The 25274-nt window shown below is 68.0% G+C and carries 22 protein-coding genes; 12 read left to right on the forward strand and 10 right to left on the reverse strand.

The window, feature by feature from the left end; all coding sequences use genetic code 11:
- The 5 genes from ilvA to ON40_RS11580 form a co-directional block, all read right to left on the reverse strand.
- Window positions 1-1230, reverse strand: coding sequence for a threonine ammonia-lyase (gene ilvA / locus ON40_RS11560; protein WP_051192991.1), 1230 nt, complete (start codon window positions 1228-1230; stop codon window positions 1-3).
- A gap of 113 nt (window positions 1231-1343) precedes the next feature.
- Window positions 1344-1925 (reverse strand): isopentenyl-diphosphate Delta-isomerase, encoded by a 582-nt coding sequence (gene idi / locus ON40_RS11565; RefSeq protein ID WP_245567763.1) that lies wholly within the window; start codon window positions 1923-1925, stop codon window positions 1344-1346.
- Window positions 1922-2794, reverse strand: coding sequence for a geranyl diphosphate 2-C-methyltransferase (locus tag ON40_RS11570; protein WP_040821631.1), 873 nt, complete (start codon window positions 2792-2794; stop codon window positions 1922-1924). Before ON40_RS11570 ends, idi begins: the two co-directional genes overlap by 4 nt.
- A 73-nt stretch (window positions 2795-2867) precedes the next feature.
- Window positions 2868-4469: a family 2 encapsulin nanocompartment cargo protein terpene cyclase gene (locus ON40_RS54490; RefSeq protein ID WP_051192992.1), complete on the reverse strand. Its 1602-nt coding sequence runs from the start codon at window positions 4467-4469 to the stop codon at window positions 2868-2870.
- 14 nt (window positions 4470-4483) lie between these two features.
- Window positions 4484-5890: a family 2B encapsulin nanocompartment shell protein gene (locus ON40_RS11580; RefSeq protein ID WP_040821634.1), complete on the reverse strand. Its 1407-nt coding sequence runs from the start codon at window positions 5888-5890 to the stop codon at window positions 4484-4486.
- A gap of 291 nt (window positions 5891-6181) precedes the next feature.
- Here ON40_RS11580 and ON40_RS48080 point away from each other — a divergent pair, with 291 nt between their 5' ends.
- From ON40_RS48080 to ON40_RS11595, 3 genes are all read left to right on the forward strand, one after another.
- The gene (locus ON40_RS48080) at window positions 6182-6835 is read left to right on the forward strand and encodes a hypothetical protein (RefSeq protein WP_157186270.1); all 654 of its coding nucleotides are present in this window, start codon (window positions 6182-6184) and stop codon (window positions 6833-6835) included.
- A 2-nt stretch (window positions 6836-6837) separates the two neighbouring features.
- Window positions 6838-9795 (forward strand): AMP-binding protein, encoded by a 2958-nt coding sequence (locus ON40_RS11590; RefSeq protein WP_040821636.1) that lies wholly within the window; start codon window positions 6838-6840, stop codon window positions 9793-9795.
- 81 nt (window positions 9796-9876) lie between these two features.
- On the forward strand, window positions 9877-10098 hold the full coding sequence (locus tag ON40_RS11595; RefSeq protein ID WP_040821639.1) for a Trm112 family protein: 222 nt from the start codon (window positions 9877-9879) through the stop codon (window positions 10096-10098).
- 9 nt (window positions 10099-10107) lie between these two features.
- Here ON40_RS11595 and ON40_RS11600 read toward each other — a convergent pair whose 3' ends face one another.
- Genes ON40_RS11600 through ON40_RS11610 form a run of 3 tightly spaced genes read right to left on the reverse strand, consistent with a single transcriptional unit; the run spans window position 10108 to window position 12285 of the window.
- Window positions 10108-10752, reverse strand: coding sequence for a TetR/AcrR family transcriptional regulator (locus tag ON40_RS11600; protein ID WP_040821641.1), 645 nt, complete (start codon window positions 10750-10752; stop codon window positions 10108-10110).
- Window positions 10753-10795: 43 nt separating this feature from the next.
- Complete coding sequence (locus ON40_RS11605) at window positions 10796-11557, reverse strand: ABC transporter permease (RefSeq protein WP_040821644.1); 762 nt, start codon at window positions 11555-11557, stop codon at window positions 10796-10798.
- Window positions 11554-12285 (reverse strand): ABC transporter ATP-binding protein, encoded by a 732-nt coding sequence (locus ON40_RS11610; protein WP_040821646.1) that lies wholly within the window; start codon window positions 12283-12285, stop codon window positions 11554-11556. Before ON40_RS11610 ends, ON40_RS11605 begins: the two co-directional genes overlap by 4 nt.
- Window positions 12286-12406: 121 nt before the next feature.
- On the opposite strand from ON40_RS11610, the gene ON40_RS11615 reads away from it, so the two are divergent.
- From ON40_RS11615 to ON40_RS11640, 6 genes are all read left to right on the forward strand, one after another.
- Window positions 12407-13609 carry a low temperature requirement protein A gene (locus tag ON40_RS11615; protein ID WP_040821649.1) on the forward strand — a complete coding sequence of 401 codons (1203 nt, stop codon included), beginning with the start codon at window positions 12407-12409 and terminating at the stop codon, window positions 13607-13609.
- 134 nt (window positions 13610-13743) lie between these two features.
- Window positions 13744-15678, forward strand: a complete 1935-nt coding sequence (locus tag ON40_RS11620; protein WP_051192994.1) for an alkyl/aryl-sulfatase — start codon at window positions 13744-13746, stop codon at window positions 15676-15678.
- Window positions 15679-15794: 116 nt separating this feature from the next.
- On the forward strand, window positions 15795-17012 hold the full coding sequence (locus ON40_RS11625) for an NAD(P)/FAD-dependent oxidoreductase (protein ID WP_051192999.1): 1218 nt from the start codon (window positions 15795-15797) through the stop codon (window positions 17010-17012).
- Between the two features lie 47 nt (window positions 17013-17059).
- Window positions 17060-17962 (forward strand): RNA polymerase sigma-70 factor, encoded by a 903-nt coding sequence (locus tag ON40_RS11630; RefSeq protein ID WP_051193000.1) that lies wholly within the window; start codon window positions 17060-17062, stop codon window positions 17960-17962.
- A 163-nt stretch (window positions 17963-18125) separates the two neighbouring features.
- Window positions 18126-18455, forward strand: a complete 330-nt coding sequence (locus ON40_RS11635) for a DUF3761 domain-containing protein (protein ID WP_218008773.1) — start codon at window positions 18126-18128, stop codon at window positions 18453-18455.
- Between the two features lie 196 nt (window positions 18456-18651).
- Window positions 18652-19275: a DNA-3-methyladenine glycosylase gene (locus ON40_RS11640; RefSeq protein WP_040821652.1), complete on the forward strand. Its 624-nt coding sequence runs from the start codon at window positions 18652-18654 to the stop codon at window positions 19273-19275.
- 20 nt (window positions 19276-19295) lie between these two features.
- Here the strand turns inward: ON40_RS11640 and ON40_RS11645 are convergent, their stop codons facing one another.
- The gene (locus tag ON40_RS11645) at window positions 19296-20990 is read right to left on the reverse strand and encodes a 2-isopropylmalate synthase (RefSeq protein WP_040821654.1); all 1695 of its coding nucleotides are present in this window, start codon (window positions 20988-20990) and stop codon (window positions 19296-19298) included.
- A gap of 205 nt (window positions 20991-21195) precedes the next feature.
- Between ON40_RS11645 and ON40_RS11650 the strand changes: the two genes are divergently transcribed.
- Window positions 21196-21867: a FadR/GntR family transcriptional regulator gene (locus tag ON40_RS11650; protein ID WP_040821657.1), complete on the forward strand. Its 672-nt coding sequence runs from the start codon at window positions 21196-21198 to the stop codon at window positions 21865-21867.
- A 92-nt stretch (window positions 21868-21959) separates the two neighbouring features.
- Window positions 21960-22346: a DoxX family protein gene (locus tag ON40_RS11655; protein ID WP_040821659.1), complete on the forward strand. Its 387-nt coding sequence runs from the start codon at window positions 21960-21962 to the stop codon at window positions 22344-22346.
- 119 nt (window positions 22347-22465) lie between these two features.
- Here the strand turns inward: ON40_RS11655 and ON40_RS11660 are convergent, their stop codons facing one another.
- Complete coding sequence (locus ON40_RS11660; protein WP_051192995.1) at window positions 22466-23449, reverse strand: AraC family transcriptional regulator; 984 nt, start codon at window positions 23447-23449, stop codon at window positions 22466-22468.
- A gap of 231 nt (window positions 23450-23680) precedes the next feature.
- Here ON40_RS11660 and tyrS point away from each other — a divergent pair, with 231 nt between their 5' ends.
- On the forward strand, window positions 23681-24964 hold the full coding sequence (gene tyrS / locus ON40_RS11665) for a tyrosine--tRNA ligase (RefSeq protein ID WP_040821662.1): 1284 nt from the start codon (window positions 23681-23683) through the stop codon (window positions 24962-24964).
- Window positions 24965-25274: the final 310 nt, after the last annotated feature.

Consider the following 25274-nt stretch of genomic DNA (forward strand, 5'->3'; position numbering starts at 1 on the left):
TCAATCCTGCACGCGCACAGCGTATCCGGTGCCGGTCAGCGCATCGATCACCTCGTCGCGATGGGTGGGGCCGCGGGTCTCCAGGGTGAGTGAGACCTCGGCCTCGTCCACCGCCAGCCAGGCCCCGGCCCGCGAGTGGGTGATCTCGAAGACGCTCGCGCCTGTCCCGCCGATCTCGGCCAGCAGTCGTCCCAGGCTGCCCGGCCGATCCGAAATCGTCACGCGCAGAACGAGGTAGCGCCCCGCCGCACCGAGGCCGTGGCCGATCAATCGGGTCAACAGCAACGGGTCGACATTGCCGCCGGACAGGATCGCGCAGACCGGGCCGGTGATGTCGAGCTCGGCCGGGGGATAGGTCATCATCGCCGCGACCGCTGCCGCGCCCGCGGGTTCGACGATCAGTTTGGCGCGCTCCATACACAGCAGCATCGCCCGGGAGATCGCGTCCTCGTCCACCGTGACGATCCGCGAAACACGGTCGGCCACGTGGGCGAAGGGCACATCACCGGGCCGCCCGACCGCGATGCCGTCGGCCATGGTCGACATCCCGTCCAGCGCCACCGGCGCTCCGGCCGCGAGTGAGGCGGGCCAGGCCGCGGCTCGCGCCGCCTGCACGCCCACCACCCGCACGTGCGGAGCCAGGTGCTCGAGCGCGACGGCCACGCCCGCGAGCAGTCCGCCTCCACCGGTGGGCACGATGACCGTCTGCACGTCGGGCATCTGCTCGAGCAGTTCGAGTCCGACGGTCGCCTGTCCGGCCACGATATCGGGATGATCGAACGGGTGGATCAGCGTCGCACCGGTTTGCTCGGCGAATTCCTCTGCCGCCACAAGGGATTGGTCGACCGTCTCGCCCGCCTGATGAACGGTCGCGCCATAGGCGCGGGTGGCGGCCAGCTTCGGCAGCGAGGCGCCGATCGGCATGAAGACCGTCGAGTCGATGCCCAGGGTCGACGCCGCCCACGCCACCCCTTGCGCATGATTACCCGCACTGGCCGCGACGACTCCGCGTCCGCGTTCGGTCTCGGGCAGATTCGCGATCCGGTTGTACGCGCCGCGCGGTTTGAACGATCCGGTGCGCTGCAGATTCTCACATTTGAGCCGAACCTCGACGCCGGTGCGTTCGGCCAGCACCCGCGCGGCGATCAACGGTGTCCGCCGCACCGCGGGGCCCACCAGCTTCGCCGCCGCCTCGATTCGATCCAGCCCGATCCGGTCCATGGCGGCCATGCTGCCAGACGACGCACCCGTGGGCGTGCGCATCGACCGGGGAAGAATGGGTTCGCGGGAGCCGCCCCTCCCGCGTTCCGACGTAGTTCGTCCCTCGGAAAATCCGTCCGATATCAGTCGCGCAGACTGCCGACGGGCGGATGGGTGATCGCCAGGACGCCCGGCAGCCACGGGGTGTAGCGAGCAGGTTCGGATTCGAGTGCGGTACGCAGATCGGCCGGATACAACCAGGCGTGATCGGCGATCTCCGCGGGATCGGGATCCGGCGGAACACCGTCGAATCGGCCCACCACGACGTGATCCCATTCGTGTTCGACCCGGCCGGTCGCCGGATCGTCCGCCTGATACCGGAACACCCCGACCTCGGTCAGCTCGGCCGCGATCCCGAACTCCTCGCCCAGCCGCACCGCCGCGGCCCGGGTGACCGACTCACCGGGCGCGGGATGCCCGCAGCAGGTGTTCGACCACAGCAGCGGGAAGCGGGTCTTGACCGCGGCCCGCTGCTGCAACAGCATCCGGCCCGCCGCGTCGAACAGCAGTACCGAGAACGCCCGGTGCAGCCGTCCGGGCGCGGTATGCGCCTGCCCCACCGGGCACGAGCCGGTCGCCCGGCCCTGCTCGTCCACGAGCTCGACGAGCAGGGCCTCACGGTCGATCGGCGGTGCTCCGGCGCTGTCTTCTGGTGCGGCGGTCACCGCCCCACCTTATCGGCGGCAATCAACAGGTACTGGAAGCTGCCCTCCTTGTACGAGGTCAGGAACGGCTTCTCCACGCCGGTGGCCAGCTCGGAATGGGTGCGCAACTCCCAGTACGGAATGGTGGCCGCGGTGAGGTCGGTCACGGCGATCGGCACCAGATTGTTCGCCGCCATCGCCCGGAAGTACTCGCTGCGCGGGTGGATCATGCATCCGTAATGAGCGTCGATCCAGCTCACCGCCGCCGACCGGCCGCCGGTCACATCGTTGGAGCAGCCGGTGATGCACACATAGCGCCCGCCCGGTTCGAGCAGCCGCGCGAATTCGCTGAACAGATCCGGCAGCTCGACGTACATATCGGTTTCGTTGGTCCAGATGCCGCGCATGGACCGCGCGTCGAAACCGGTGTCGAGCATGTTGCGGAAGTGGAACTGCACCCGGTCCGCCACCCCGCGCTGCTGGGCCTGCTCATTGGCGAAGCCCACCTGGTATTCGGAGATCGTCACCCCGTCCACCCGGCAGCCGAACCGCTGATTGGCCATGATGCTGGTGCCGCCGCGGCCCGATCCGCCATCCATCAGCCGGTCACCGGGACGCACATCGCCGAGATTGTCCAGCAGCAGATCCGCCTGGGCGGTTTCGAGCCGATGCAGTTCCCGCACGATCCGGTCCTGGCGGGTGTCCTCGGGGCCCTCCAGGACGGACAGATCCGGTTCGCCGATGCCGTAGTGGTGGTGATAGAGACCGTCGACCTCGCCCAATTTGAGGTTCACGCGATCATCGTTGGGATTGTCGTTCCAATATGCCGCCACCGAACGCTGGTAGCTGGTCTGCAGTACGCCATCGGTCTGGGGGTCGAGCGTGGTCATGACGAATCAGTCCTCTCGATCGTTGGTGCTGCGGGCAGTACTCATCGCGCCGGATACGCGGCGTCGGGGTGGATCAGGAGATGTCGTTGTACCGGCGGCTGGCGGCATGCCAGGCACGGCTACCGCCCATCCATGCCCACAGTCCGCTCAGGAAGCGGTGCAGAGCCGGTGAGCCGTTCGCCGCGAGGATCCCGGCCTCGCGTTCGAAACGATGCATCAGCTCGTCGTGCACCTCGGCGGTCTGCAGGATCGCCTCGTGGCGCGTGCAGTGCTGTTCGGCGGCCAGCACGGTCGGCAGATTGAACTCCCGGCCGTCGGACAGATCCTCGCGGGCCATCGAATACAGATCGTTGACCATCTGAGCGGCCAGTGCGGCGGTGGTCACCACCCGCCGCACCCGGGGATCGGCGTATTCGGCGGCTCCGAGTTCGTAGCCGCCGACCGCGTCGATGGGTGCCATACAGGGCAGGAAACTGTGCGGCTGCCGGTTGGCCAGGTACTCCCACACCGGTGGCATCCGGTGTGCGGCACGCCATCCGGCCTCGGCGGTCAGTGCGATGAACCAGCCGGCGACCTCGGTGCGCAGCCGCGCCACCTGAGCCGGCGTGGCGAATTGCGCGAGATGGTCGAACGAGGTGCGGAAGGCCCGCAGGATCGGATCGGCCTCCAGTGCCCGTTCGAGCTGCATCTGATATTCGGCCGGTAGATGTACCGGATCCATCACCGCGGCAGCCATTTCCAGCCTCGGGCCGAGTTCGGCCTCCGCGCTGGAGGGAGTGCCGTCGGGTGCCTGGTCGTCGGCGTCCTCCTCGCAGTAGTAGTCGTCGACGGACCACTCCGACACCGCGCATTTCGCCACCGCGAGCAGACGATCCGGATCGTCGCAATCCGGATGCGCCAGCATGATGAGCCTTCCGAAATCGGCCTTGCGGAGGTCGTCCAGGCGTCCCTCGTAGAGCCCGATCGTTCGGGCCCACAACAGGATTCCCTCGTTGACGGCCTCGGCGAGGGCCGGATCGTCGCGGACCGGGGGCGGACAGTACAGCGCCGGGATCGGCGCTCGTGCCTGCGGTCCGGATTCGGTCGGGGCGCCGGGTGCCGCGTCGTGACGCTCCGGCGAGACGCTGGTCGCATCCGTTCCCGGGATTCGCGACAAGCCCGAATCGGTGGTGCTACCGGGCAATCCGGATAGCGGGTCGTCGCGGATCGGCAGAATCGGCGATCCCGGTGCGCCGGCCCGGAAAGGGGGGATGCGGGTCGATGCCGTACCGATTCCGGTAGGCCCGAGGGGGATTCGTGGCCGCGACCTCGCGGGGGTCCGGTACTCCGGGACCGCTCGCCCATCGGGACGAGCTGGGGATTTCTCTCTGGCAGCGGTCGATTCGGCACCGAGGCCGGAGGCCGAGGTGTCGGAGATGAATTCATCCGCGGACGGCGGGGTGAGCAGCAGGCCCGCCGCGCCGAGCCCGGCCGGACCGAGCAGGCGTACCGGTGTGGTCCCCGTGGTAATCGCGGTCAGTGGATTCGAATCGGGCTGGGGGAGTGCGGTTTCGGGCTTCTCCGACCACGTCGGTGTGGCCGGGGGAGCGTTGTCCAGATTACCGAGCAGAGTCGCGATCACCGCGGCCACCTCGGAGGTGGCCGCAGGAGCCGCGGCGCGTGAGAGCACCGACATGGCAGGACCTTTCGTCAGTCGCTCTGCCGGGCGACCAGGACGTTGTCCAGGATGCCCAGCGCGTCCGGCACCAGGACCGCCGTGGAGTAATAGCAGCTGATCAGGTAGGAGATGATCGACTGATCATCGATGCCCTTGAAGCGGACGTTCAGGCTCGGCTCGTACTCGTCGGGAATTCCGGTCTGGTGCAGGCCGATGACGCCCTGCTCCTGCTCGCCGGTGCGCATGGCCAGGATCGAGGTGGTCTGGTTCTCGCTCACCGGAATCTTGCCGCACGGGTAGATCGGCACGCCGCGCCAGGACGGAACGCGGTGCCCGTTGATCTCCACCGGGTCCGGGTACAGCCCGCGCTTGTTGCACTCGCGGCCGAACGCGGCGATCGCCTTCGGATGTGCCAGAAAGAGTTTCGTGCTCCGGCGCATGCTCAGCAGCTCGTCCATGTCGTCCGGGGTGGGTGCGCCGTGCTCGGTGTAGATGCGTTGTTTGAGGTCACAGTTGTTGAGCAGACCGAAATCCGGGTTGTTGACCAGATCGTTCTCGCGCCGTTCGTACAGCGCCTCGATGGTCAGCCGCAGCTGCTGCTCGATCTGGTTGTGCGGCTCGTTGAACAGATCCGCGACGCGACTGTGCACGCGCAGAACGCTTTGGGCCAAACTCAATTCGTATTCCCGCGGCGACGCGTCGTAGTCCACGAACGTACCCTGCAGCAGCGGCTCGCCCGCGTGCCCCGAGGAGATCTCGATCTCGGCCTCGCCGTGTTTGTTCTGCGCCTTGGCCGGTGTCGCGGCGATCCGGTCGAGCTGTTCACGCAGCGCGGGGATCTCCTCGCTGATCTGGTCCAATGCGGCGCGCGGCAGGGACAGCAGGGTGGTGTGCGTCGCGGTCCGGACGGTCACCGGCCAGATCGCATTGGGGTCGGTGAGCATGGCGTCACCGAAGTAGTCGCCGTCGGCGAGCATGCCGAGCTTGGTCGTCTCGCCATAGTCGCCGGTGCCGATCTTGCTGAGTTTGCCGTGCACGACCAGCAGCACCTGGTCCATCGGATTGCCGAATTCGGCCAGGACAGTACCGGGTTCGAGATCTCGCTGCTCGAAACGCTGGGCCAGCGCGCGCAGGACCTCCTCGTCCTCGAAGCCGCGCAACGGCGGCAGTTCCTGCAGCTCCAGCGGGATGACGCGGGCCTGCCCGCCGTCGATGGCGAACTCCACCTCGCCGTTGCCGAGGGTGTGGGTCAGACGTCGGTTGACCCGGTAGATGCCACCGTGCACCTGCACCCACGGCAGTGCCCGAGTCAGCCAGCGCGAGCTGATGCCCTGCATCTGCGGTTCGGATTTGGTGGTGTGCGCGAGTTGGTGAGCGGCGGTGGTGGACAGGGTTTTACGGACGTGGTTGTCGGTACTTACCGGCAGTTCAATGGTCATGCTGCGGTCCTCACCTCGAGATTGCCACACGACATCGGGGGGCGTTTTGGGTACGGGAGATGCGGCAGGCGACAGATGCCTGCAGAAACCGGACACTCGAGCGAATTGATTAGCGCGACAGTGCGATCCAGCACTTCGATGATAGGCACGCCGCGAACGCGATGGTGGCGGAATCGCGGAAGACGACGTGGCAGCAAACAGCCCGTAACGATGCGGCAACGGAGCGCCGAGCGGACCAATCCGCACCGGAATCCATCCGACACGCGGAGTACGGACCGCAACGCCGCTGCCGTGCATCGTGCCACTCGCCGCATCTCCCCGCTGGTCCGTATCACCGTGCACGCCTTGGGAGTTCGCATGTCGGCCTGGCTCGACGGCTCGCCCGTCCGGATCGGATTCCTGATCGTCACCGGCATGGTGGTGACGATCACCTGTGCAGGCATCACGCTGCTGCGGCCCCTCGTACTGAAGGTGTTCGGTCCGGAACCGGGCCGCAACGAACAGGCCACCATGGCACCGACCGACGGCGTCTTCCACGGTCTGCTGCTCGCGCTGGTCGCTGCGGCGTTCTGTCAGGCGTACGACGCGGCACAGGATCCGGTCGCTGGCGATGCCGTCGCCGTCGGCTTGCCGTACCGGGAAGTCTCGGCCGATCCGGAGCCCGAGCGTGCCGTGCTCCGACGGCCGCGTGGTGAGACGGGCCGCGAACCTCTTGTGCCGATGTCGGGGTGTCGGAACCAGGTGTCCGAGGCCGGGTTCTCGGTCTCGGCTCCGCAGCGACCGCTCGAGTTTCGAGCTGGATCTCGGCGCTCTCCGGTATCGGTGGAACGAGGTCTGCGGGCGGGAGCGAAAACACAGCTAAGCTCGAGGTGGACAGATAGACAGATGAAGGGGGCCGTGGTGGAGCGCCGCGCGCCGTGCACAAGGGTCAGGGCTGGGAGCTAGCGGTGAAGTTGACAGGGCGGTCGGTCATCGGATCGGTGCGGCGGCTGGTTGCCACCGCACAGAACGGGCTGGAGGTGATCCGGTTCGGCGGGCTGACCCAGGACGTGGAGGCTTCGCCGTACGAGGTCGCCGAACGCAAGCGGATGTACCGGCTGCGCCACTACTTCCCCGACGAGGTCCCCGCCGACGACACGGTCCGTCCTGTAGCCCTGCTCGTCCCGCCCCTGATGGTCAGCGCCGACATCTACGACGTGAACGCCGAGGGCGGCGCGGTCGGCATTCTCAATCGCGCCGGAATCGACTGCTGGGTCCTGGATTTCGGTTCCCCGGCCACCGAGGAGGGTGGCTGGCAGCGCGATCTGGCCGATCACGTCGTCGCACTGAACAGCGCCATCGACACGGTGAACGAGATGACCGGGCGCGGCGTTCATCTGATGGGCTACTCGCAGGGCGGTATGTTCGCCTACCAGACCGCCGCCTACCGCTACGGCAAGGGCGTGGACAGCATCGTCACCTTCGGCAGCCCGGTCGACATCGTCGCCGGACTGCCCTTCGGACTCCCGCAGGGGCTGGTGTCCGAGGTCGCGGATTTCGTCGCCGATCACGTGCTGACCAGGCTGCCGATCACCGATTCGATGGTCCGGCTGGGTTTCCAGATGCTCGATCCGGTCAAGACCGCCAAATCCCGGCTGGACTTCCTGCGTCAGCTGCACGATCGGGAGGCGTTGCTGCCCAAGGAGCGTCAGCGCCGCTTCCTCGAACACGACGGCTGGGTGGGCTATTCCGGGCCCGCCGCCGCCGACCTGCTCAAACAGTTCGTCGCGCACAACCGGATGATGGTGGGCGGCTTCGTGATTCGCGACCGTCCGGTATCGCTGGCCGAACTGGAATGCCCGATCCTGGCCTTCGTCGGCGAGGTGGACGACATCGGTCAGCCCGCGGCCGTACGCGGCATCGTGCGCGCCGCGCCGAACGCGGAGGTCTACGAGGCGTCGGTGGTCGCGGGACATTTCGGGCTCGTCGCGGGCAGTACGGCCACCACCCGGACCTGGCCGCTGGTGCGGGACTGGGTGCACTGGCTCGCCGGGCAGGGCGAACTGCCCGAGGCGATCGCCCCGATGGCCCAACACGTCGAGGTGAATCCGCAGCGTTCGGCCGCGACCCGGGTGGTGCACGCCGCGGGCATGCTGGCCGAGGCGGGCGCCGGACTGGGCAGTGCGCTGGGCTCGATCGCGAACAGCACGTTGCGCGGTTCGGTGGAGTTGACCGGTGAGGCCACCCGCGCGCTGCCGCGGCTGACCCGGCTGGGCATGATCCAGCCGCACACCCGGATCTCCTTGGGCCGCTTGCTGACCGAGCAGGAGCGTCGCGCGCCGCTGCGGGATCTGTTCCTGTTCGACGATCGGGTGCACACCAACCAGGCGGTCAGTACCCGAATCGACAGCGTGGTGCGCGGCCTGATCTCGGCGGGTGTGCGCCCGGCGAGCCGGGTCGGGGTGCTGATGGAGACCCGGCCCAGCGCCCTGGCCGCGGTGGCCGCGCTCTCGCGCCTGGGTGCCGTCGGGGTGCTACTGGCGCCGGGTAGTGAGATCGCGCGTGCGGTGGAACTGACCGGCGCGAGCACGATCATCGCCGATCCGGAGAATCTGCGCGACGCCGCCGCGGCGGCCCGGCGGGTCCTCGTACTCGGCGGTGGCGACGCCCGCGGGCTGACGATCCCGCCGGGTGCGGACGTCGTCGACCTCGAGCAGATCGATCCGGCCCAGGTGAGTCTGCCCGGCTGGTATCGCCCGGATCCCGGGCTCGCACGCGAGCTGGCCTTCGTCCTGGTCACCGGCACCGGCGCGAAGCTGGATCTGAAGTACATCACCAATCATCGCTGGGCGCTGTCCGCGTTCGGCACCGCGACGGCGGCGGATCTGGACCGCCGCGACACCGTGTACTGCCTTGCGCCGCTGCACCATTCGTCCGGCCTGCTGGTCAGCCTGGGCGGTGCGGTGGCGGGCGGCAGCCGGATCGCGCTGGCCCGGTCGCTGGATCCGGCCCGATTCGCCGAGGAGGTGCACCGCTACGGGGTCACCGTCGTCACCTACACCTGGACGATGTTGCGCGACATTCTCGATGCGGACACCTTCCCCAACGGTCATTCGCATCCGATCCGGCTGTTCATCGGATCGGGTATGCCCGCGGGCCTGTGGCGGCGGACCGTCGAGAGGTTCGCGCCCGCACGGGTTCTGGAGTTCTACGCCTCGATCGAGGGCGATGTGGTGCTGGCCAACGTGGCCGGGACCAAGCTGGGCTGCAAGGGTCGCCCGGTGCCGGGCACCGCGCGGGTCGAGCTGATCTCCTACGATTCGGCGACCGGCCGGATACTCACCGACGCACAGGGTTTCGCGCGTCGCACGGCGGACAACGAGGTGGGTCTGCTGATCGGCAAGGCATCCGAGGCCGTGGACATCTCCCAGGGCGGCCTGCGCGGAGTGTTCACGCCGGGCGATGCGTGGATGCCGACGGAGAATCTGTTCCGTCGCGACAGCGACGGCGACTACTGGCTGATGGATCGCCGCGACACCGTCATCCAGACTCCGCGCGGCCCGGTCTACGCCCAGCCGATCGTGGATGCGCTCAACGACATCAGCGCCGTGGACATGGAGGTGGCGTTCGGATACCCGGCTGCGCCGGGGCGCACACTGGCCGTGGCCGGGGTGAGCGTGCGCGAGGGGCATCGCCTCGAAGCCAAGGACGTCACCGAGGCGCTGCGTGCGCTGGATCCGGCCCGTCGCCCCGATCTGGTCTATCTGGTGGACGAGATTCCCCGCAGTTCGACCTATCGGCCCTCGACCCGCGCCGTGCAGGCGGCATTCGAACTGCGATCCGGCCCCACCGTCTGGTACCGCTCCCCCGACGCCGAAACCTACGAACCGCTCAGCGACGCCGTCCTGTCGACCCTCACCTCCTGAGCTGCCCCGCAAGCAGATCCCGGCACGGCCGCCGCCCAGGCCGTCATCGGGGCCTGCGGGCCGCCCGGTAGGTTGTCGGTCATGCCGGAGGAAACCTTGGACCCCACTCTGCTGAGCCTGCTGGCCTGCCCGCAGGACAAGGGCCCGCTGTCGCTGGTCCGCACCGAGGACGGCGCGAGTGTGCTCTACAACCCGCGGCTGCGCCGGGCCTACCCGATCGATGACGGGATTCCGGTGCTGCTGGTGGACGAGGCACGCGAGGTGGGCGAGGCCGAGCACGAGGCGTTCATCGCCCAGGGCTGAATGCCACTGTCAGGCGTCCGCCGGCGGCAGGTCCAGGTCGCCGGTGAGGTAGCGCTGCAGCGACGGCCCGACCAGGCGCGCGAGTTCGTCGGCGCTCATCGAGACGATCGGCTCGATGCCGATGATCTTGCGGGCCATGAGCACCCCGCCCATCTGCGCCACCGCCAATGCCACCCGCGCATACCCGGAACCGGGTGGCGAATCCACCCGGTCGCGAACGTCCCGCAGAATGACCTCGAGGACGAAGCTGCGAACCAGCGCCGCGTCACCGCCGCCGAGGATGGCGCGGAACGCGGCGATCGCGGAGGCGCCGATGGGTGAGTCCCACACGCCGATCACCGTGCGCACGATCGTTTCCCCGAGCCCGTCGACCGGCGCGGCCGCGATGCGTGCCCGGATGACGTCGGTATCGACCGGCAGATTCACCACGGCCGAGAGCAATTCCTGCTTGGTGCCGAAATAGTGATGCACCAGTGCGGGATCGACTCCCGCGGTGCTCGCGATGGAGCGGATGGACGCCTTGTCGAATCCGACCTCCGCGAACCGCGTGCGGGCGGCGTCGAGGATGGCCTCGCGAGTTCCGGACTGTCCGGGACGTCGCCCGCTGCGGCCGGATGCGGCGGTGTCGTCGGGATCGTGCGCGGATACGCTCACCCAGCATCCTCTCCGGCCCGAGCGGGCCCCCGCGTGGCTGCGCTCATGCCGTGCGCCTGCGTAGCGTCGCAGCCCCCAAAGTCAGTGCGACAAGGGCGAATACGGCCACGATACCCAGGTCGCGCCACATCACCGCGGTCGCCCCGGTATACCGGGACACCTGCTGCAGCGCGTCGACCGCGTAGCTCAGCGGCAGCACGTCGCTGATCACCTCGAGCCAGCGCGGCAGCTGACCGCGCGGCACCAGCAATCCGCACAGGAAGAACTGCGGTCCCACGATGAGCGGCATGAACTGCACGGCCTGAAATTCGGTGCGCGCGAACGCACTCGCCAGCAGTCCGAGCGCCACACCCAGTACGGCGTCGAGCACCGCGATCAGCAGTACCAGCCAGACACTGCCCGCCGCATGCATGCCCAGCAGCCAGAACGCCACCAGGCAGGCGACCGCGGCCTGCACCGTGGCCGCCAGGGAGAACGCCGACCCGTAGCCCGCCAGCAGATCCAGTTTCGACAGGGGTGTGGTCATCAGGCGTTCGAGTGTGCCGGAGGTTCTTTCGCGCTGCATGGCGATCGCGGTGATCAGGAACATCACGATGAACGGCAGGATGCCGAGCATGCTGATCCCGACCCGATCGAACAACGTGGGCATGCCCGGCATCGACGGCATGTCGCGGTACACGAAATACAGCAGCGCCAGCAACAGTGTCGGCACCAGGACCAGCATGGCCACCGTGCGCCGATCCGCGCGCAACTGCCGCAGGATTCGCCCGGTCGTGGCGGTGTAGCAGGTCAAAGGCGTTGTCATGAGGGCTCTCCCATTCTGATCAGGGTGAGAAATGCGCTCTCCAAGCTGGTTTCGCCGGTTTCCGCGCGCAGCTCGGCCGGGCTGAGCTGGGCCAGCAGATGCCCCTCGCGCATCAGCAGCAGGCGATCGCAGTGTTCGGCCTCGTCCATCACATGACTGGACACCAGGAGCGTGCGGCCCTGATCGGCGAGGGCGTGGAACTGCTGCCACAGGTCCACGCGCAGTACCGGATCCAGGCCGACGGTCGGCTCGTCCAGCACCAGCAGTTCCGGATCGGCGACCAGCGCGCAGGCCAGCGAGGCGCGGGTGCGCTGGCCGCCGGAGAGCTGACTGCCGCGTTGGCGGGCGTTTTCGGCGAGCCCGACCGCGGCGATGGCTTCGGTGACGTCGTTGCGGGAACGGCCGTACAGCGCGGCGAAGTATCCGACGTTGTCCAGGACGGTCAGATCGTCGTAGATGCTCGGAGCCTGCGTCACATATCCCACGCGCGCTCGCAGCCCCGGCGTCCCGGCCGGTTCGCCGAGCACGCGCACGCTACCCGCCTCGACCAGTTGGGTGCCGACGACGCTGCGCATGAGCGTGGTCTTCCCGCAGCCGGACGGTCCGAGCAGGCCGGTGATGCAGCCGCGCGGCACGGCCAGCGAAATATCGTGCAGCACTTCGCGATCTCCGCGACGCACCCGCAGGTGCTCCACCTCGATCGCGGGGGACGGATCAGATGCCGTCATGGGTCATCCTCTTATTTCACCGAGTGTTGAATTCATTGTGTGTTGAATTCTGCGCCCGTTCCGGGCGTGACGCAACCCCCACAGCGCCGCGTTCCGGCGTGTCGCCGCATACCCTCTGGACGTGACCAGCGAAACCCCCGACGTGACGGCGCAGGACGAGGTGCAGGGCGGTCAGGTGCGCGCCTCGACCCTGGAACTGTTCTTCGACCTCGTCTTCGTCTTCACGATCACCCAGCTGACCCACGTGTTCGGTGAACACCCGGGCTTGCCCGCGCTGGGCCGGGTGGCGTTGATGTTCGGCGTGATCTGGTGGATGTACAGCGGATACGTCTTCCTGACCAACGAGGTCGCGCCGAGCAGCACCATGCGACGCACCTGGCTGCTGGTCGGAATGTTCGGCTTCTTCGTCGTGGCGCTGGCGGTTCCGTCCGCGTTCGGCGGCACCGGCGTCGCCTTCGGCGCCGGATACTTCCTGGTGAACTCGGTGCACACCGCGCTGTTCTACGCCAACGGCGGCAGCACCGTGACGCGTGCGGTCATCCACCTGGCCCCGTTGAATCTGACCTCCGCCGGACTGGTCCTGGCCGGCGGTTTCGTACACGGCTGGCCGCGATACCTGCTGTGGTGCGCGGCGCTGGCCGTGCAGATCGTGACGCCGTATCTGAGCGACACCGGGGGATTCGTGGTGCGTTCGGCGCATTTCGCGGAACGGCACGGGCTGGTGGTCATCGTCGCGATCGGCGAATCGATCGTTGCGATCGGGGCGGCGCTGGCCGGTGAGGACATCACCGTCGGGCTGATCCTGACGGTCGCACTCGGGCTGGCCCTGGCCTACGTGCTGTGGTGGGCGTACTTCGGCCTGGACGACGAGCGCGGCGAGGCGGCGCTGAGTGCGGTGCCGGGCCCGCGACGGGCCCGATACGCCCTATTGGCCTACGGCTACTCGCTGTTCCCGCTGCTGATCGGCATCATCGTGGCCGCGGCGGGCATCCGGCTGTGCATCGTGCACGGCGACCGGGCGGTGTCCTGGTCGGCGGCGCTGGCGTTGTCCGGTGGGGTGGCCCTGTATTTCTTCGGCCAGTTCTGTTTCCGTCTGGTGCTCGGCCTGCCGTGGCCGTGGAGCCGGTTGATCGCCGCGCCCGTGGTGCTCGCGACCGCGCCACTCGGCGTCGTGTGGGTGGCGTGGGGGCAACTGGCGATCCTGCTCGTCGTGGCGTTCGGATTCGTGATCGCCGACGACTACCTCAGCCTGCGCAGCGGCGCGACCAGCGCATATCTCACTCCGGCCGGGGCTGTACTGCGCGTCACCCGCAGGCGACCGTGACCTTCGCGAGCTTCCCCGGATATCCCCGGTTGGTTAGGCTCCCTGGCGAGGGATTTTCTGCCTGATGGCGGTTCGACTACCCGAGCGGTGATCTGTTCGGTCGAAACCTTCTGTGGCAGAAAGGTAGTCCCAACATGACCCAGGTACGCCCCGAGCCCGCCCTCGCCGTCAAACAACCCACCGACGCGACCCGCGCCGCGCAACTCGACTTCATTGCCGGGCTGCCGTTCGACGACGTCCGCGACCTCGACGATTCTTCACACGGATTCGTCGGGACGCTCGATCCGCCGGTGATCACGCACCCCGACGGCAGCACGCTGTTCGATCTGAACGGCTACGGGTTCGTCACCGACGCCGCCGCGCCACCGAGTGTGAACCCCAGCCTGTGGCGGCACGCGCTGGCCAACAAGCCGCACGGGCTGTTCGAGGTGATGGACGGGGTGTACCAGCTGCGTGGCCTGGACATCTCCAATATGACGATCATCGAGGGCGACACCGGAATCATCGTGATCGATCCGCTGACGTACATGGAGACCGCGAAGGCCGCGCTCGAACTCTACTTCCGGCATCGGCCGTCGAGACCGGTCAAGGCGGTCATCTACACGCACAGCCATGCCGACCACTACGGCGGCGTCAAATCCGTGGTCGACGAGGCCGACGTGCGGGCGGGGCGGACGCAGGTGATCGCACCGGAAGGATTCCTGAAGGAAGCGGTCGCCGAGAACGTGTATGCCGGTAACGCGATGGGCCGCCGGAGTATCTACATGTACGGTTCGGTGCTGGCCCGCGGTCCGCAGGGCCAGGTCAACGCGGGTCTGGGCAACGGCCTCCCGCACGGCGGCACGTCCTCGCTGATCGCCCCGACCGACACGATCTCCACCACCGGCGACAGCCGCACCGTCGACGGCGTCGAGATGGTCTTCCAGATGGCACCGGGCACCGAGGCGCCCGCGGAGTTCCTCATCCACTTCCCCGCCAAACGCCTGATGTGCGCGGCCGAGGATGCCACCCACACGATGCACAACCTCTACACCCTGCGTGGCGCGCAGGTCCGCGATGCGGCGACCTGGTGGAAGGTGCTCGACGAGACGATCGAGATGTTCGGCGCGGACACCGATGTGGTGATCGCCCAGCACCAGTGGCCGCGCTGGGGCAACGCCGACGTCCTGGAATTCCTCGAACAGCAGCGTGACCTGTACAAATACCTGCACGACCAGTCGCTGCGACTGGCCAATCAGGGCTTCACCATGTCCGAGATCGCCGAGCGGATCGAACTGCCGCCGGGACTGGCCGGGCAGTGGCACTGCCGCGGTTACTACGGCTCGGCAAAGCACAATTCCAAGGCCGTCTACCAGCGGTATCTGGGTTGGTACGACAGCCATCCCGCGCATCTGGATCCGCTGCCGCCCGATGCCTCGGCGCCGAAGTACGTCGAGTACATGGGTGGTGCGCAGGCGGTCCTGGAGCGGGCGCGCGCCGCCTACGAGGCGGGTGAATATCGTTGGGTGGCAGAGGTTCTCACGCACGTGGTATTCGCCGATCCGCGCAACACCAAGGCCCGCGACCTCCAGGCCGACGCGCTCGAGCAGCTCGGCTATCAGGCCGAGAACGGCACGTGGCGCAACGAATACCTCATGGGCGCAAAGGAATTGCGCGAAGGTGTGCACGATCTGGGCTCGATTCAGCTGGCCGGGCCCGATGTGCTCGCGGCGATGACCCTGGACATGCTGCTGGACTATCTGGGCATCCGACTCGACGGTCCCGCCGCCTGGCTGCGCCACGCCGCGTTCAACTGGACGTTCGCCGATTTCGACGACGTGGACAAGCATTTCGCGGTCCGGCTCAGCAACGGCACCCTGATCTACACCGCCGAGAAGACCCTGCCCGATCCGGACGCCACCGTGTACTGGGACCGAGAGGCGTTCCAGAACGTCATCCTGGGCACGACGACGCTCGATCAGGCCATCGCCTCGGGCTCGGTGCGGGTGGACGGCGATACCGCCGCACTGTCCGGTCTGTTCGGACTGTTCGATACCTTCCCGTTCTGGTTCCCGATCGTCACGCCGTGAGTTCGGCCCTGCGCCGTACGCCCGTCGAGTGCCGCGCAGGGCGTTCGGTGGATTTCCGGTGAGTGTGACGGGCGTCACCATTGGTGGTGTCACGAGTGGGTGCGCTGATCTGTCCCATGGACGACAGCGAATCGCACCCCTCGGAGGACATCATGAACGCCACCGCGAATCACGAGATCGTCGTGCTGGGCGCCGGCTACACCGGCCTGCTGGCAACCGTCCGCCTCGCCCACCGGACTCGCCGCGCGAAGGTGCGGATCACCCTGGTCAACCCCTCGGGCCGATTCGTCGAACGGCTCCGCATGCATCAGGTCGCCGCCGGTCAGCAGCTGGCCGATCGACGCATCACCGAGCTGCTCGACGGCACCGGCGCGCATTTCCACCGTGCGGCAGCGACCGGTATCGATCCCGCCGCCCGGCAGGTCACCCTGTCCGACGGGGCGACCCTGCACTACGACACCCTGGTCTACGCACTCGGCAGCGCCACTGACACCACACAGGTGCCGGGCGTCGCGGACCACGCCTGGACCTTGAACGACCCGGTGCGGGCACACCATTTCGCGGACCGTCTCACCGCACTGGCCCAGGCTCGCGGCTCGGTCACGGTCGTCGGCGGCGGGCTCACCGGAGTCGAGGCCGCGACCGAGATCGCCGAGAGCCACCCGGAGCTGACCGTCACACTGATCGCCGCCGCCGAACCCGGCTCGATGATGGGTCCGCGCGCCCGCGCACATCTCGACCGCGCGTTCGAACGCCTGGGCATCATCCGGCGGACCGGAGTGCAGGTGGACAAGGTGCTGCCCGAGGCGATCCGGTTGAGCACCGGCGAGATGATCGGCTCCGACCTGACCCTGTGGACCGCGGGCGTGCGGGTGCCGGGCCTGGCCACCGAAGCCGGAATCGCCACGGAAGCAACAGGTTCGGTGATCACCGATGCGACATTGCGTTCGGTGTCGCATCCGGAGGTCTATGCGGTCGGCGATGCCGCGAGCGTGCGGCAGCCGTTCGGGCGGCTGCACGGCACCTGCCAGAGCGGGATGCCGACCGCCGCCTATGTCGCCGACACGATCGCGCGCCGGCTGCGCGGTCGCGAGGTCCGGCCGTTCCGGTTCGGGTACGTGCATCAGCCGGTGAGTCTGGGGCGGCGCGATGCGGTCATCCAGTTCACCAATGCCGATGACACCCCCAAGCGCTGGTATCTGACCGGCCGGATCGCGGTGCGCTACAAGGAATCCGTCAGCGCCAGCCCGTGGCCGGTGTTCGGCATGAGTCGGCGGATGACCGTGCCCGTGCAGTTCTCCCGCGGCGGTCGCCGCACCCGGGAACAGGTATGACCACGCGCCCCGGAAATCCGTCGTTCGCCGCGCGCGATCCGGTAGGCATGACTCCCATGCGGGATCACACACCCCCGGAATCCGAATCCGACCCGTTCGCCGAACATCGACGGCTGCTGTTCGCCACCGCCTATCGGATGCTCGGCACCGTCACCGACGCCGAGGACGTCCTGCAGGACACCTGGATCACCTGGCACGGCGCGGACCGCTCGTCGGTCCGCAACCCCAGGGCATATCTCGTGCGAACGGTGGTCAACCTGGCGCTCAATCGCCTCACCTCCGCACGCGCGACCCGCGAAACCTACGTGGGCCCTTGGCTTCCCGAGCCCGTGCTCACCGAACCGAGTGCCGCCGAGGAGGCCGAGTTGGCCGACAACGTCTCGACCGCGATGCTGGTCGTGCTGGAAACGCTGACTCCGGTCGAACGCGCGGTCTTCGTCCTGCGCGAGGTGTTCGGCTTCTCCCACGCCGAGATCGCCGGATTCATCGAACGGCCGGAGGCGACCGTCCGGCAGATCGCGCATCGCGCCCGTGCACATGTGCAGGCCCGTCGTCCGCGCTGTGACAGCGATGCCGCGCAGCGCCGGGAGATCACCGAGAAGTTCCTGGCCGCCTCCCACGGCGGCGACGTCAACGCGCTGATGGAACTGCTCGCGCCCGAGGTCACACTCTGGAACGACGGCGGCGGCAAGATCACCGCGGCGCGTCGCCCGCTGTACGGACCCGACCATGTCGCGCGCTGGCTGCTGGGTGTGATGGCCAAACCGGCAGCCGCGGCTACGCATCTGGCACCGGCGACGATCAACGGCGAACTCGGGCTGCTCGTCCTGTTCGGCGAGATCCCGGTGGGCGCGCTCACCTACGACATTCTCGACGGCCGAATCCTCAACGTGCGTTTCCAGGTGAACCCGGACAAGCTGATCGGCCTGCTCCCCGGGACGGGACAGTAGCGGCCGCAACGGATTTCGCGACCTGTTACCACTGTCACCGATCCGGGGACGAAAGTCCTCGATCGGTGTCGGAGACTGATGTTTCGGGTGCGTCGACAGTTAATTTCGATCTCCTCCGTCCGGAGGACGGGTCGGGAATCGCATTGTCGTAGGGAGTACACGAATGAACGCCGAATCGAGCCGCGTGACGCATCGCACCGGAGTACGCCGATCGCTCGCGCTCCGAATCGCCTTGGTGTCCTGGGGATTCGCCGTCATCATCGGCGGCGGCTCCCTGGTGAGCCTGCCCGTTGCCGCGGCCGCCCCCGCCTTCGTCTCCTGCCCCGCCCAGGACTACCAGAACTCCAGCGGCAACTGCGTCCCCCGCCCCGAGACCGACTCCAGCGGCGTCCCCGACGGCGCGACCGCGCAGTGCCGCGACGGCGAATACAGCTTCAGCCAACATCGCCGCGGCACCTGCTCCGGTCACGGCGGAGTATCGCGCTGGTTGTGAACCGACGGCCCTGATCGACCGGGCGCGCCCGGTTCGGGCATTCGCCGTGCATCGCGGAACAGCGCCTCGAGTTCGGTCGGCAGATTCGCCCGCGGACCGAGATCGGTGCCCGGCGGTGTGCTGCGCCTGACGATTCTGTGCAGGCAGGTCGGGGGCGCGTACCCGCCGGTGACGGTGATCTGGACAATCGGGTGTTGTGTGTGCGGAAGAACTTGCCGTCCATCCGGTGGCGGCTGCGCGAAGGCTGCTGGGCTCGACGCTGTGGTCCGGCACGGTCGGCGTGCGGATCGTGGAGGTGGAGGCGTACGGCGGTGATCCGGCCGGACCCTGGCCGGATCCGGCGGCGCATTCCGGGCGCGGGCGGACCCCGCGCAGTTCGGTCATGTTCGGTCCGCCCGGGGTGCTGTACGTCTACTTCAGTTACGGCATGCACACCTGCGTGAACGTGACCTGCGGGCCCGACGGCGCCGCCAGCGCTGTGCTGCTGCGTGCGGGTGAGGTGATCGCCGGGCACGAGACCGCGCGTGCCCGGCGACCCGCCGCCCGCACCGACGTCGGTCTGGCAAGGGGGCCGGGCAATTTCGGCAGCGCCCTCGGAATCACCCTGGACGACTACGGAACTCCGCTGTTCACGCCGGACTCGCACATTCGGCTGGACCTGATCGCGCCGCCGGTCGAACCGGTCGCGATCAGCGCCGGCCCGCGGGTCGGCGTGCGCCTGGAGGCCGACCGGCCGTGGCGGTTCTGGCTGACCGACTCACCCGCCGTATCCGTCTACCGCCGCAGCCCCCGCGCGCCCCAGGAGGAGACCTCCGCCTGAGGCGGTGGTCGAGATCGTGCCTATGCGGTCGGCATCCGGTCGACGGCACGGGTTTCACCAGCAGAGATGCGCTGGGCTGCCGCGAGTGCCGCGCGGCAGGAAGCCTCGACGGGAGAGTCGCCGATGCCGATGGACCACTGGGTGATTCCCCCGGATCGATATTCGAGATAGGCGATGCGCGCATCCCGCCCGATTCGGTCGGCAGTCTGATGTGCCAGCGAGAGCACCTCCATCGGCAGACCCGCCTGCGTGGCCACCCTCGCCAGTAGATCGGCCGGGTCGTCGGCCGTGCGCTCGACGACCCGGCCGTCCACCTCGATCTTCAGGCGTACGGCGCTGTTCTCGATTACGGACTCCGACAACCGAATTCGCTCGGGTTCCGGTGCGTATACGGCGGTCAGCAACTCGCGCAGCATCGTCGCGGTCACCTCGTCCCCGGTCTCGTCGGTGAGCCGTTGGACGTGCTTGGCGAAGTCGATCTGCAGTCGGCGAGGCAACTCGATGCCGTATCCGGTGTCCAGCAGATAGGCGATACCACCCTTGCCGGACTGGGAATTCACCCGGATCACCGCATCGTAGGAGCGGCCGACATCGGCCGGATCGATCGGCAGATACGGTACCTCCCAAGGGATCTCGCGCTCGGAACGGCCCGCCTGCGCGGCCCGCTCGCGATGCGCGGCGAAACCCTTCTTGATGGCGTCCTGATGGGTTCCCGAGAACGCGGTGTACACCAGATCGCCGACGTAGGGATGCCGTTCGGGCACGGGCATCCGGGTGCAGTACTCCACCGTGCGCCGAACCCGGTCGATATCGGAGAAGTCGATCATCGGATCGATACCCTGCGCGTGCAGATTCAGTGCGAGCGTGGCGATGTCGACGTTGCCGGTGCGCTCGCCGTTGCCGAAGATGCAGCCCTCGACCCGTTGCGCCCCCGCCAGCACGGCCAGTTCCGCGCAGGCGATTCCGGTTCCCCGATCGTTGTGCGGATGCACCGACAGGATCACCCCGTCCCGCCGGGCCAGATTGCGGTGCATGTACTCGATCTGATCCGCGTACACGTTCGGCGTGGCGACCTCCACGGTGGCGGGCAGATTCAGGATCACCGGCCGCTGCGGCGTGGCATCCCACAGCGTCGTCATCGAATCGCACACCTGCAGAACGAAATCCGGCTCGGTGAGGATGAAGACCTCGGGGGAGAACTCGAATCGGATGTTCTCCCGATCCCCGGCCAGCTCGAGAATGTCCCGTCCGCCCGCGGTGATCAGCTCCGCCACCTCGGCGCGAGTTCGGCCCAGTACCTGTTCCCGCCAGATCGGCGCGGTCGCGGTGTACATGTGGATCACCACGTCGTTGGCGATGCCCTCGACCGACTCGACGGTGCGTTCGATGAGATCGCGGCGAGCGGGGGTGAATACGACGATGGTGACGTCCTCGGGCGCGAGATCCGCATCACGGATCAGGCGCACGAAATCGAAATCGGTCTGCGAGGCGCTCGGATAGCCGACCTCGATCTCCTTGTACCCCATGACGACCATGAGTTCGAAGAGTGCGCGTTTGCGTTCGGGATCCATCGGCTCGGCGAGGGCCTGGTTGCCGTCGCGCAGGTCGACCGGCACCCACAGCGGGGCCTCGGTGATCCGTGCGGACGGCCACCGCCGATCGGTGAGCGGGACCGAAACCCGTTCGTACACATCATGATAGCGATGCGAGGGCATGACGGAGGAGCACTGGCGATTCCAGTGGGAAGACATGAGTTCGGAGCTTTCGCGTCGGAGGACGACCGGCGCAGCCCAACAACCCGCGGGCAGGGTGCCGGTCGATCAGACCCCGCCGCGGCGAAGGAGGAGAAGCAGGCTCCGGTATCCCATGTGGCCTACACTAGAGGGGAATTACTCCTCAGACAAGTAGAGAGGTGAACGGATCTTGGCGCACGTGCAGCGGCATCCGCTGGCCGCGCAGGCGGCGGACCTACTCCTGGACCGGATCCGTGCCGGTGAATGGCGCCTGGGCCACAAACTTCCGGGGGAGACGACCCTGGCCGCCCAGTTGGGCGTCGGCCGCTCGACCTTGCGCGAGGCGATCCGCGAGCTGGCGGGCAAGGGTGTGCTCGAAAGTCGGCAGGGTGCGGGCGTTTTCGTCACGGCGCTGGACGTCACCGAGGAGTGGGACACCGTTCTGCGGCGGACCGACATCGTCACCGTCATCGAGGCGCGCATCGCCATCGAGGCCGAGGGAGCTGCCCTGGCCGCGCGCCGTCGCACCCCCGCCGACCTGCGCGCCATGTGGCGGGCCCTGGCCGCGCGGGCCGAGCGGCACGAGTCGGTTCCGGATCTGGTCGACGCCGATACGGCCTTCCACCGCACCGTCGTGCTGGCCGCGCACAACGACGTGCTCACCGGAATGTTCGACGCCTTCGTCCCGCGACTGCGGCACGCCATGATCGATATGTTGCGCATCCGCCCACTGGAAGACGAGCAGGCCGATCACCACGCGCACGAGATCCTGCTGGAGGCCATCCGCTCGCGGGACACCGCCGCTGCGGCCACCGCGAGCCGGGTCCACCTGACCTCCCTGAAGGATGCCTTCGCATAAGGAATTCCGGCGGCCGATGAATTTCCCGGGAACGCCCCGTCCTATCGAGCAAGCGCGCTCGACAGCACACCCGGCAACCCGAAGGACATCGCATGACCGCCATCTCGCACCCCGCCCCGACCGCCGCCACCCCCGGCAAGGTCCGCAACCGCATCCTGTGGACCCTGCAGATCGTGCTCGGTCTCTTCTTCATCATCGCCTCCGGCCTGCCCAAACTGCTCGGCGAGGCCACGGCCGTGCACGTGTTCCAGCAGATCGGTTGGGGCGAGTGGTTCCGCTACCTCACCGGCGCGGTGGAGGTCTCCGGCGGCCTCGGCCTGATGATCCCGCGCCTGACCCGCGCCGCCGCAGCGGGCCTGACCATCACCATGATCTGCGCCGCCGCCACCCAGATATTCCTCGTGCACGCCCCCGCCACCGCGATCTTCCCGTTGGTCCTGGCCGTGATCTTCGGCTGGATCGTCACCCAGCGCCGCTGATCCCGATCACCGAGCCCGCCGCCGATGACCTGCATCGGCGGCGGGCTTCGTGGATTGCCCGCCGATCATGTCCGTACCGCTCTGGCGGGCTGACCTGTGTTCTGTCGGCCGGGCTCGCCTCACCCGGCGGTGTCCACGTCGGCCTCGGCAATCGGCTGTTCATCGCCGTTGATCGGACTCGTACCTCGTCTGTGCGCGCCGGGACTGATCCCGTAGCGGCGTTTGAAAGCCGCACCGAGGCTGAAGGCAGTGCCGTAACCGACTTGGCGGGCAATGGATTCCACGGTCGCGTCGGTGCCGCGCAGCAGGTCCGCGGCGCGGGCGAGCCGCCATTCGGTGAGGTAGGCGATGGGCGGCTCGCCCACGAGATCGGTGAACCGGCGGGCGAGTGCGGCCCGCGAGACGCCCACGGCGGCGGCCAGGTCGGCGACCGTCCAGTCGGTCGCGGGATTGTGCTCGAGCAGTCGCAGCGCCTGCCCGACCATGGGGTCGGCGTAGGCGTGATACCAGCGCGGCGCGCGTTCGCGCGCGAACCAGGCGCGCAGTGCGGCGATCGTGAGCAGATCCAGCAGCCGGTCGAGCAGCGCCGACTGACCAGGGGCGTCACGTCCGGACTCGTCGACGAGCAGACCGAGCAGACGCTCGTCGACCTCGTGACCGTCGAGCACGGCCAGCGGCGGCAGGGCGCGCAACAGCCGCTCACTGACGGTTCCGGCGACCTCGTACGTGCCGGTCAGCAGCGCAGTCGCGCCGTCGGGGTTGGTGCCCCAGCTTCGAACATCCAGATCCCATGTCTCACACAGCAATTCACCATCGGGCGTAGTGGTCGTCTGCCCGGGATGCACGATCGCCTGGGGCGCGGTGTCCGGATCGTCGGCGACGGTGTAGGCATCGGGGCCACGCAGAATCGCCACCGCCCCGGCCTCGAGCCGGGTGGGCTCGGCATCGTCGGGAACGATCCACGCCGAACCGCGCGTCACCACGACCATCGCGAGCGGCGCTTGATCGGCGATCCGCAGCGACCACGGCGGATCCAGCAGCGAACGCATGACGAAGGCGCCGCGTGCGCGCGGACCGTCGAGCAGATCGGCGAGTGCGTCCATCCTCCGACAATTGCCGACCCGGCGACGGTGATCAACCCGGCGACGTCCGGGGCAGCCGTCTCTTATTTCGTTCGACCGCAGCCCGGCCCCGGGTGCACACTCGGTGGCGACCTGTCTGCGGGCGAGCCGTGGACGTGCGGAAAGATGGGAAAGCGTGAGCGAGCTTGCGAGTGAACCATTGACACAGCGCGCGACGCGCACGCCGGAGCCGAGCGCCAGCGAGGTGGAGGCGTGAGCGTCGACATTATCGATGAACTGACCTGGCGTGGACTGATCGCACAGTCCACCGATCTGGATGCCCTGCGGGCGGAGATCGCGAAGGGCCCCATCACTCTCTATGCGGGCTTCGACCCGACCGCGGCCAGCCTGCACGCAGGCCATCTGGTCCCGCTGCTGACGCTCGCCCGTTTCCAGCGGGCCGGGAATCGGCCGGTGGTGCTGGCCGGCGGCGCGACCGGCCTGATCGGCGACCCGCGCGACGTCGGTGAACGAGTGATGAACTCGACCGACACCGTCGCGGAATGGGCCGATCGGATTCGCGGTCAGCTCGAGCGGTTCGTGGACCTGGACGACTCGCCGACGGGCGCGGTCGTCGCGAACAACATGGAGTGGACCGGGCCGCTGTCGACCGTGGACTTCCTGCGCGACGTCGGCAAGCACTTCTCGGTGAACGTCATGCTGGCCCGCGAGACGGTCAAGCGCCGCCTCGACGGCGACGGTATGTCCTACACCGAGTTCAGCTATATGTTGTTGCAGGCCAACGACTTTCTGCAGTTGCGCCGCAACTACGGGTGCACGCTCCAGGTCGGCGGATCCGACCAGTGGGGCAACATCATCGCGGGCGTCGAGCTGAATCGACGCGTCGACGGCGCGCAGGTGCATGCGATGACCACACCGCTGGTGACCTCCGCGGACGGTAAGAAGTTCGGCAAGTCCACCGGTGGCGGCAGCCTGTGGCTCGATCCGGAGATGACCAGCCCGTACGCCTGGTACCAGTACTTCGTGAACACCGGTGACGCCGACGTCGTCCGGTACCTGCGCTGGTTCACCTTCCTCGATCGCGAGGAGCTGGCCGAGCTCGAACTCGCCACCCAGGAGCGTCCGCACGCCCGCGAGGCGCAGCGCCGCCTCGCCGCGGAGATGACCACCCTGGTGCACGGTGCGGCGAATACCGCCGCGGTCCAGCTCGCCAGCCAGGCGCTGTTCGGCCGCGGTGACCTGGCCGAACTGGATTCCTCGACGTTGTCCGCGGCCCTGACCGAGGCCGCGGGGGAAAACCCCGTCGCGGACGCGGCCGATGGGGCCACGATCGTGGATCTGCTCGTGGATTCGGGCCTGTCCGAGAGTCGGGGGGCCGCGCGGCGCGCGGTCAACGACAACGGCGTCTCGGTGAACAACACCCGCATCAGTGACCCCGAGTGGACGCCCGCCACGACCGACTACCTGCACGGACAGTGGTTGGTGCTGCGCCGCGGCAAGAAGAGTTTCGCCGGAGTTCGCCGGGCCGTCCGTTGACCGTTGGCATGACCTGAGTCACAATCGTGTGACTCAGGTCGGCACGGCCCCCAAAGCCGACCTTCTGACCTGCGCAGACGTTCGCTGTCTTGGGGATTTGACGTTGCGTTATCCACCACGTAACTTATTCCAGGTCAGAGCGACACGGACTCCGACCCGGGCCCCAAGGGCCAGGGAAACGAGGTAGGACGATGAGCGCCTGATGCCATGCGCAACCGATCTTGATCCAGAGCTTGACTCTGGGGTGTCAAGTGGTTAGGCTGGAAAACCTGCCTCCAGAGATGGTCGAGAGAAATCGGCCGGATCTTCA

This window comes from Nocardia jiangxiensis NBRC 101359, assembly GCF_000308615.1.
Lineage (GTDB): Bacteria > Actinomycetota > Actinomycetes > Mycobacteriales > Mycobacteriaceae > Nocardia > Nocardia jiangxiensis.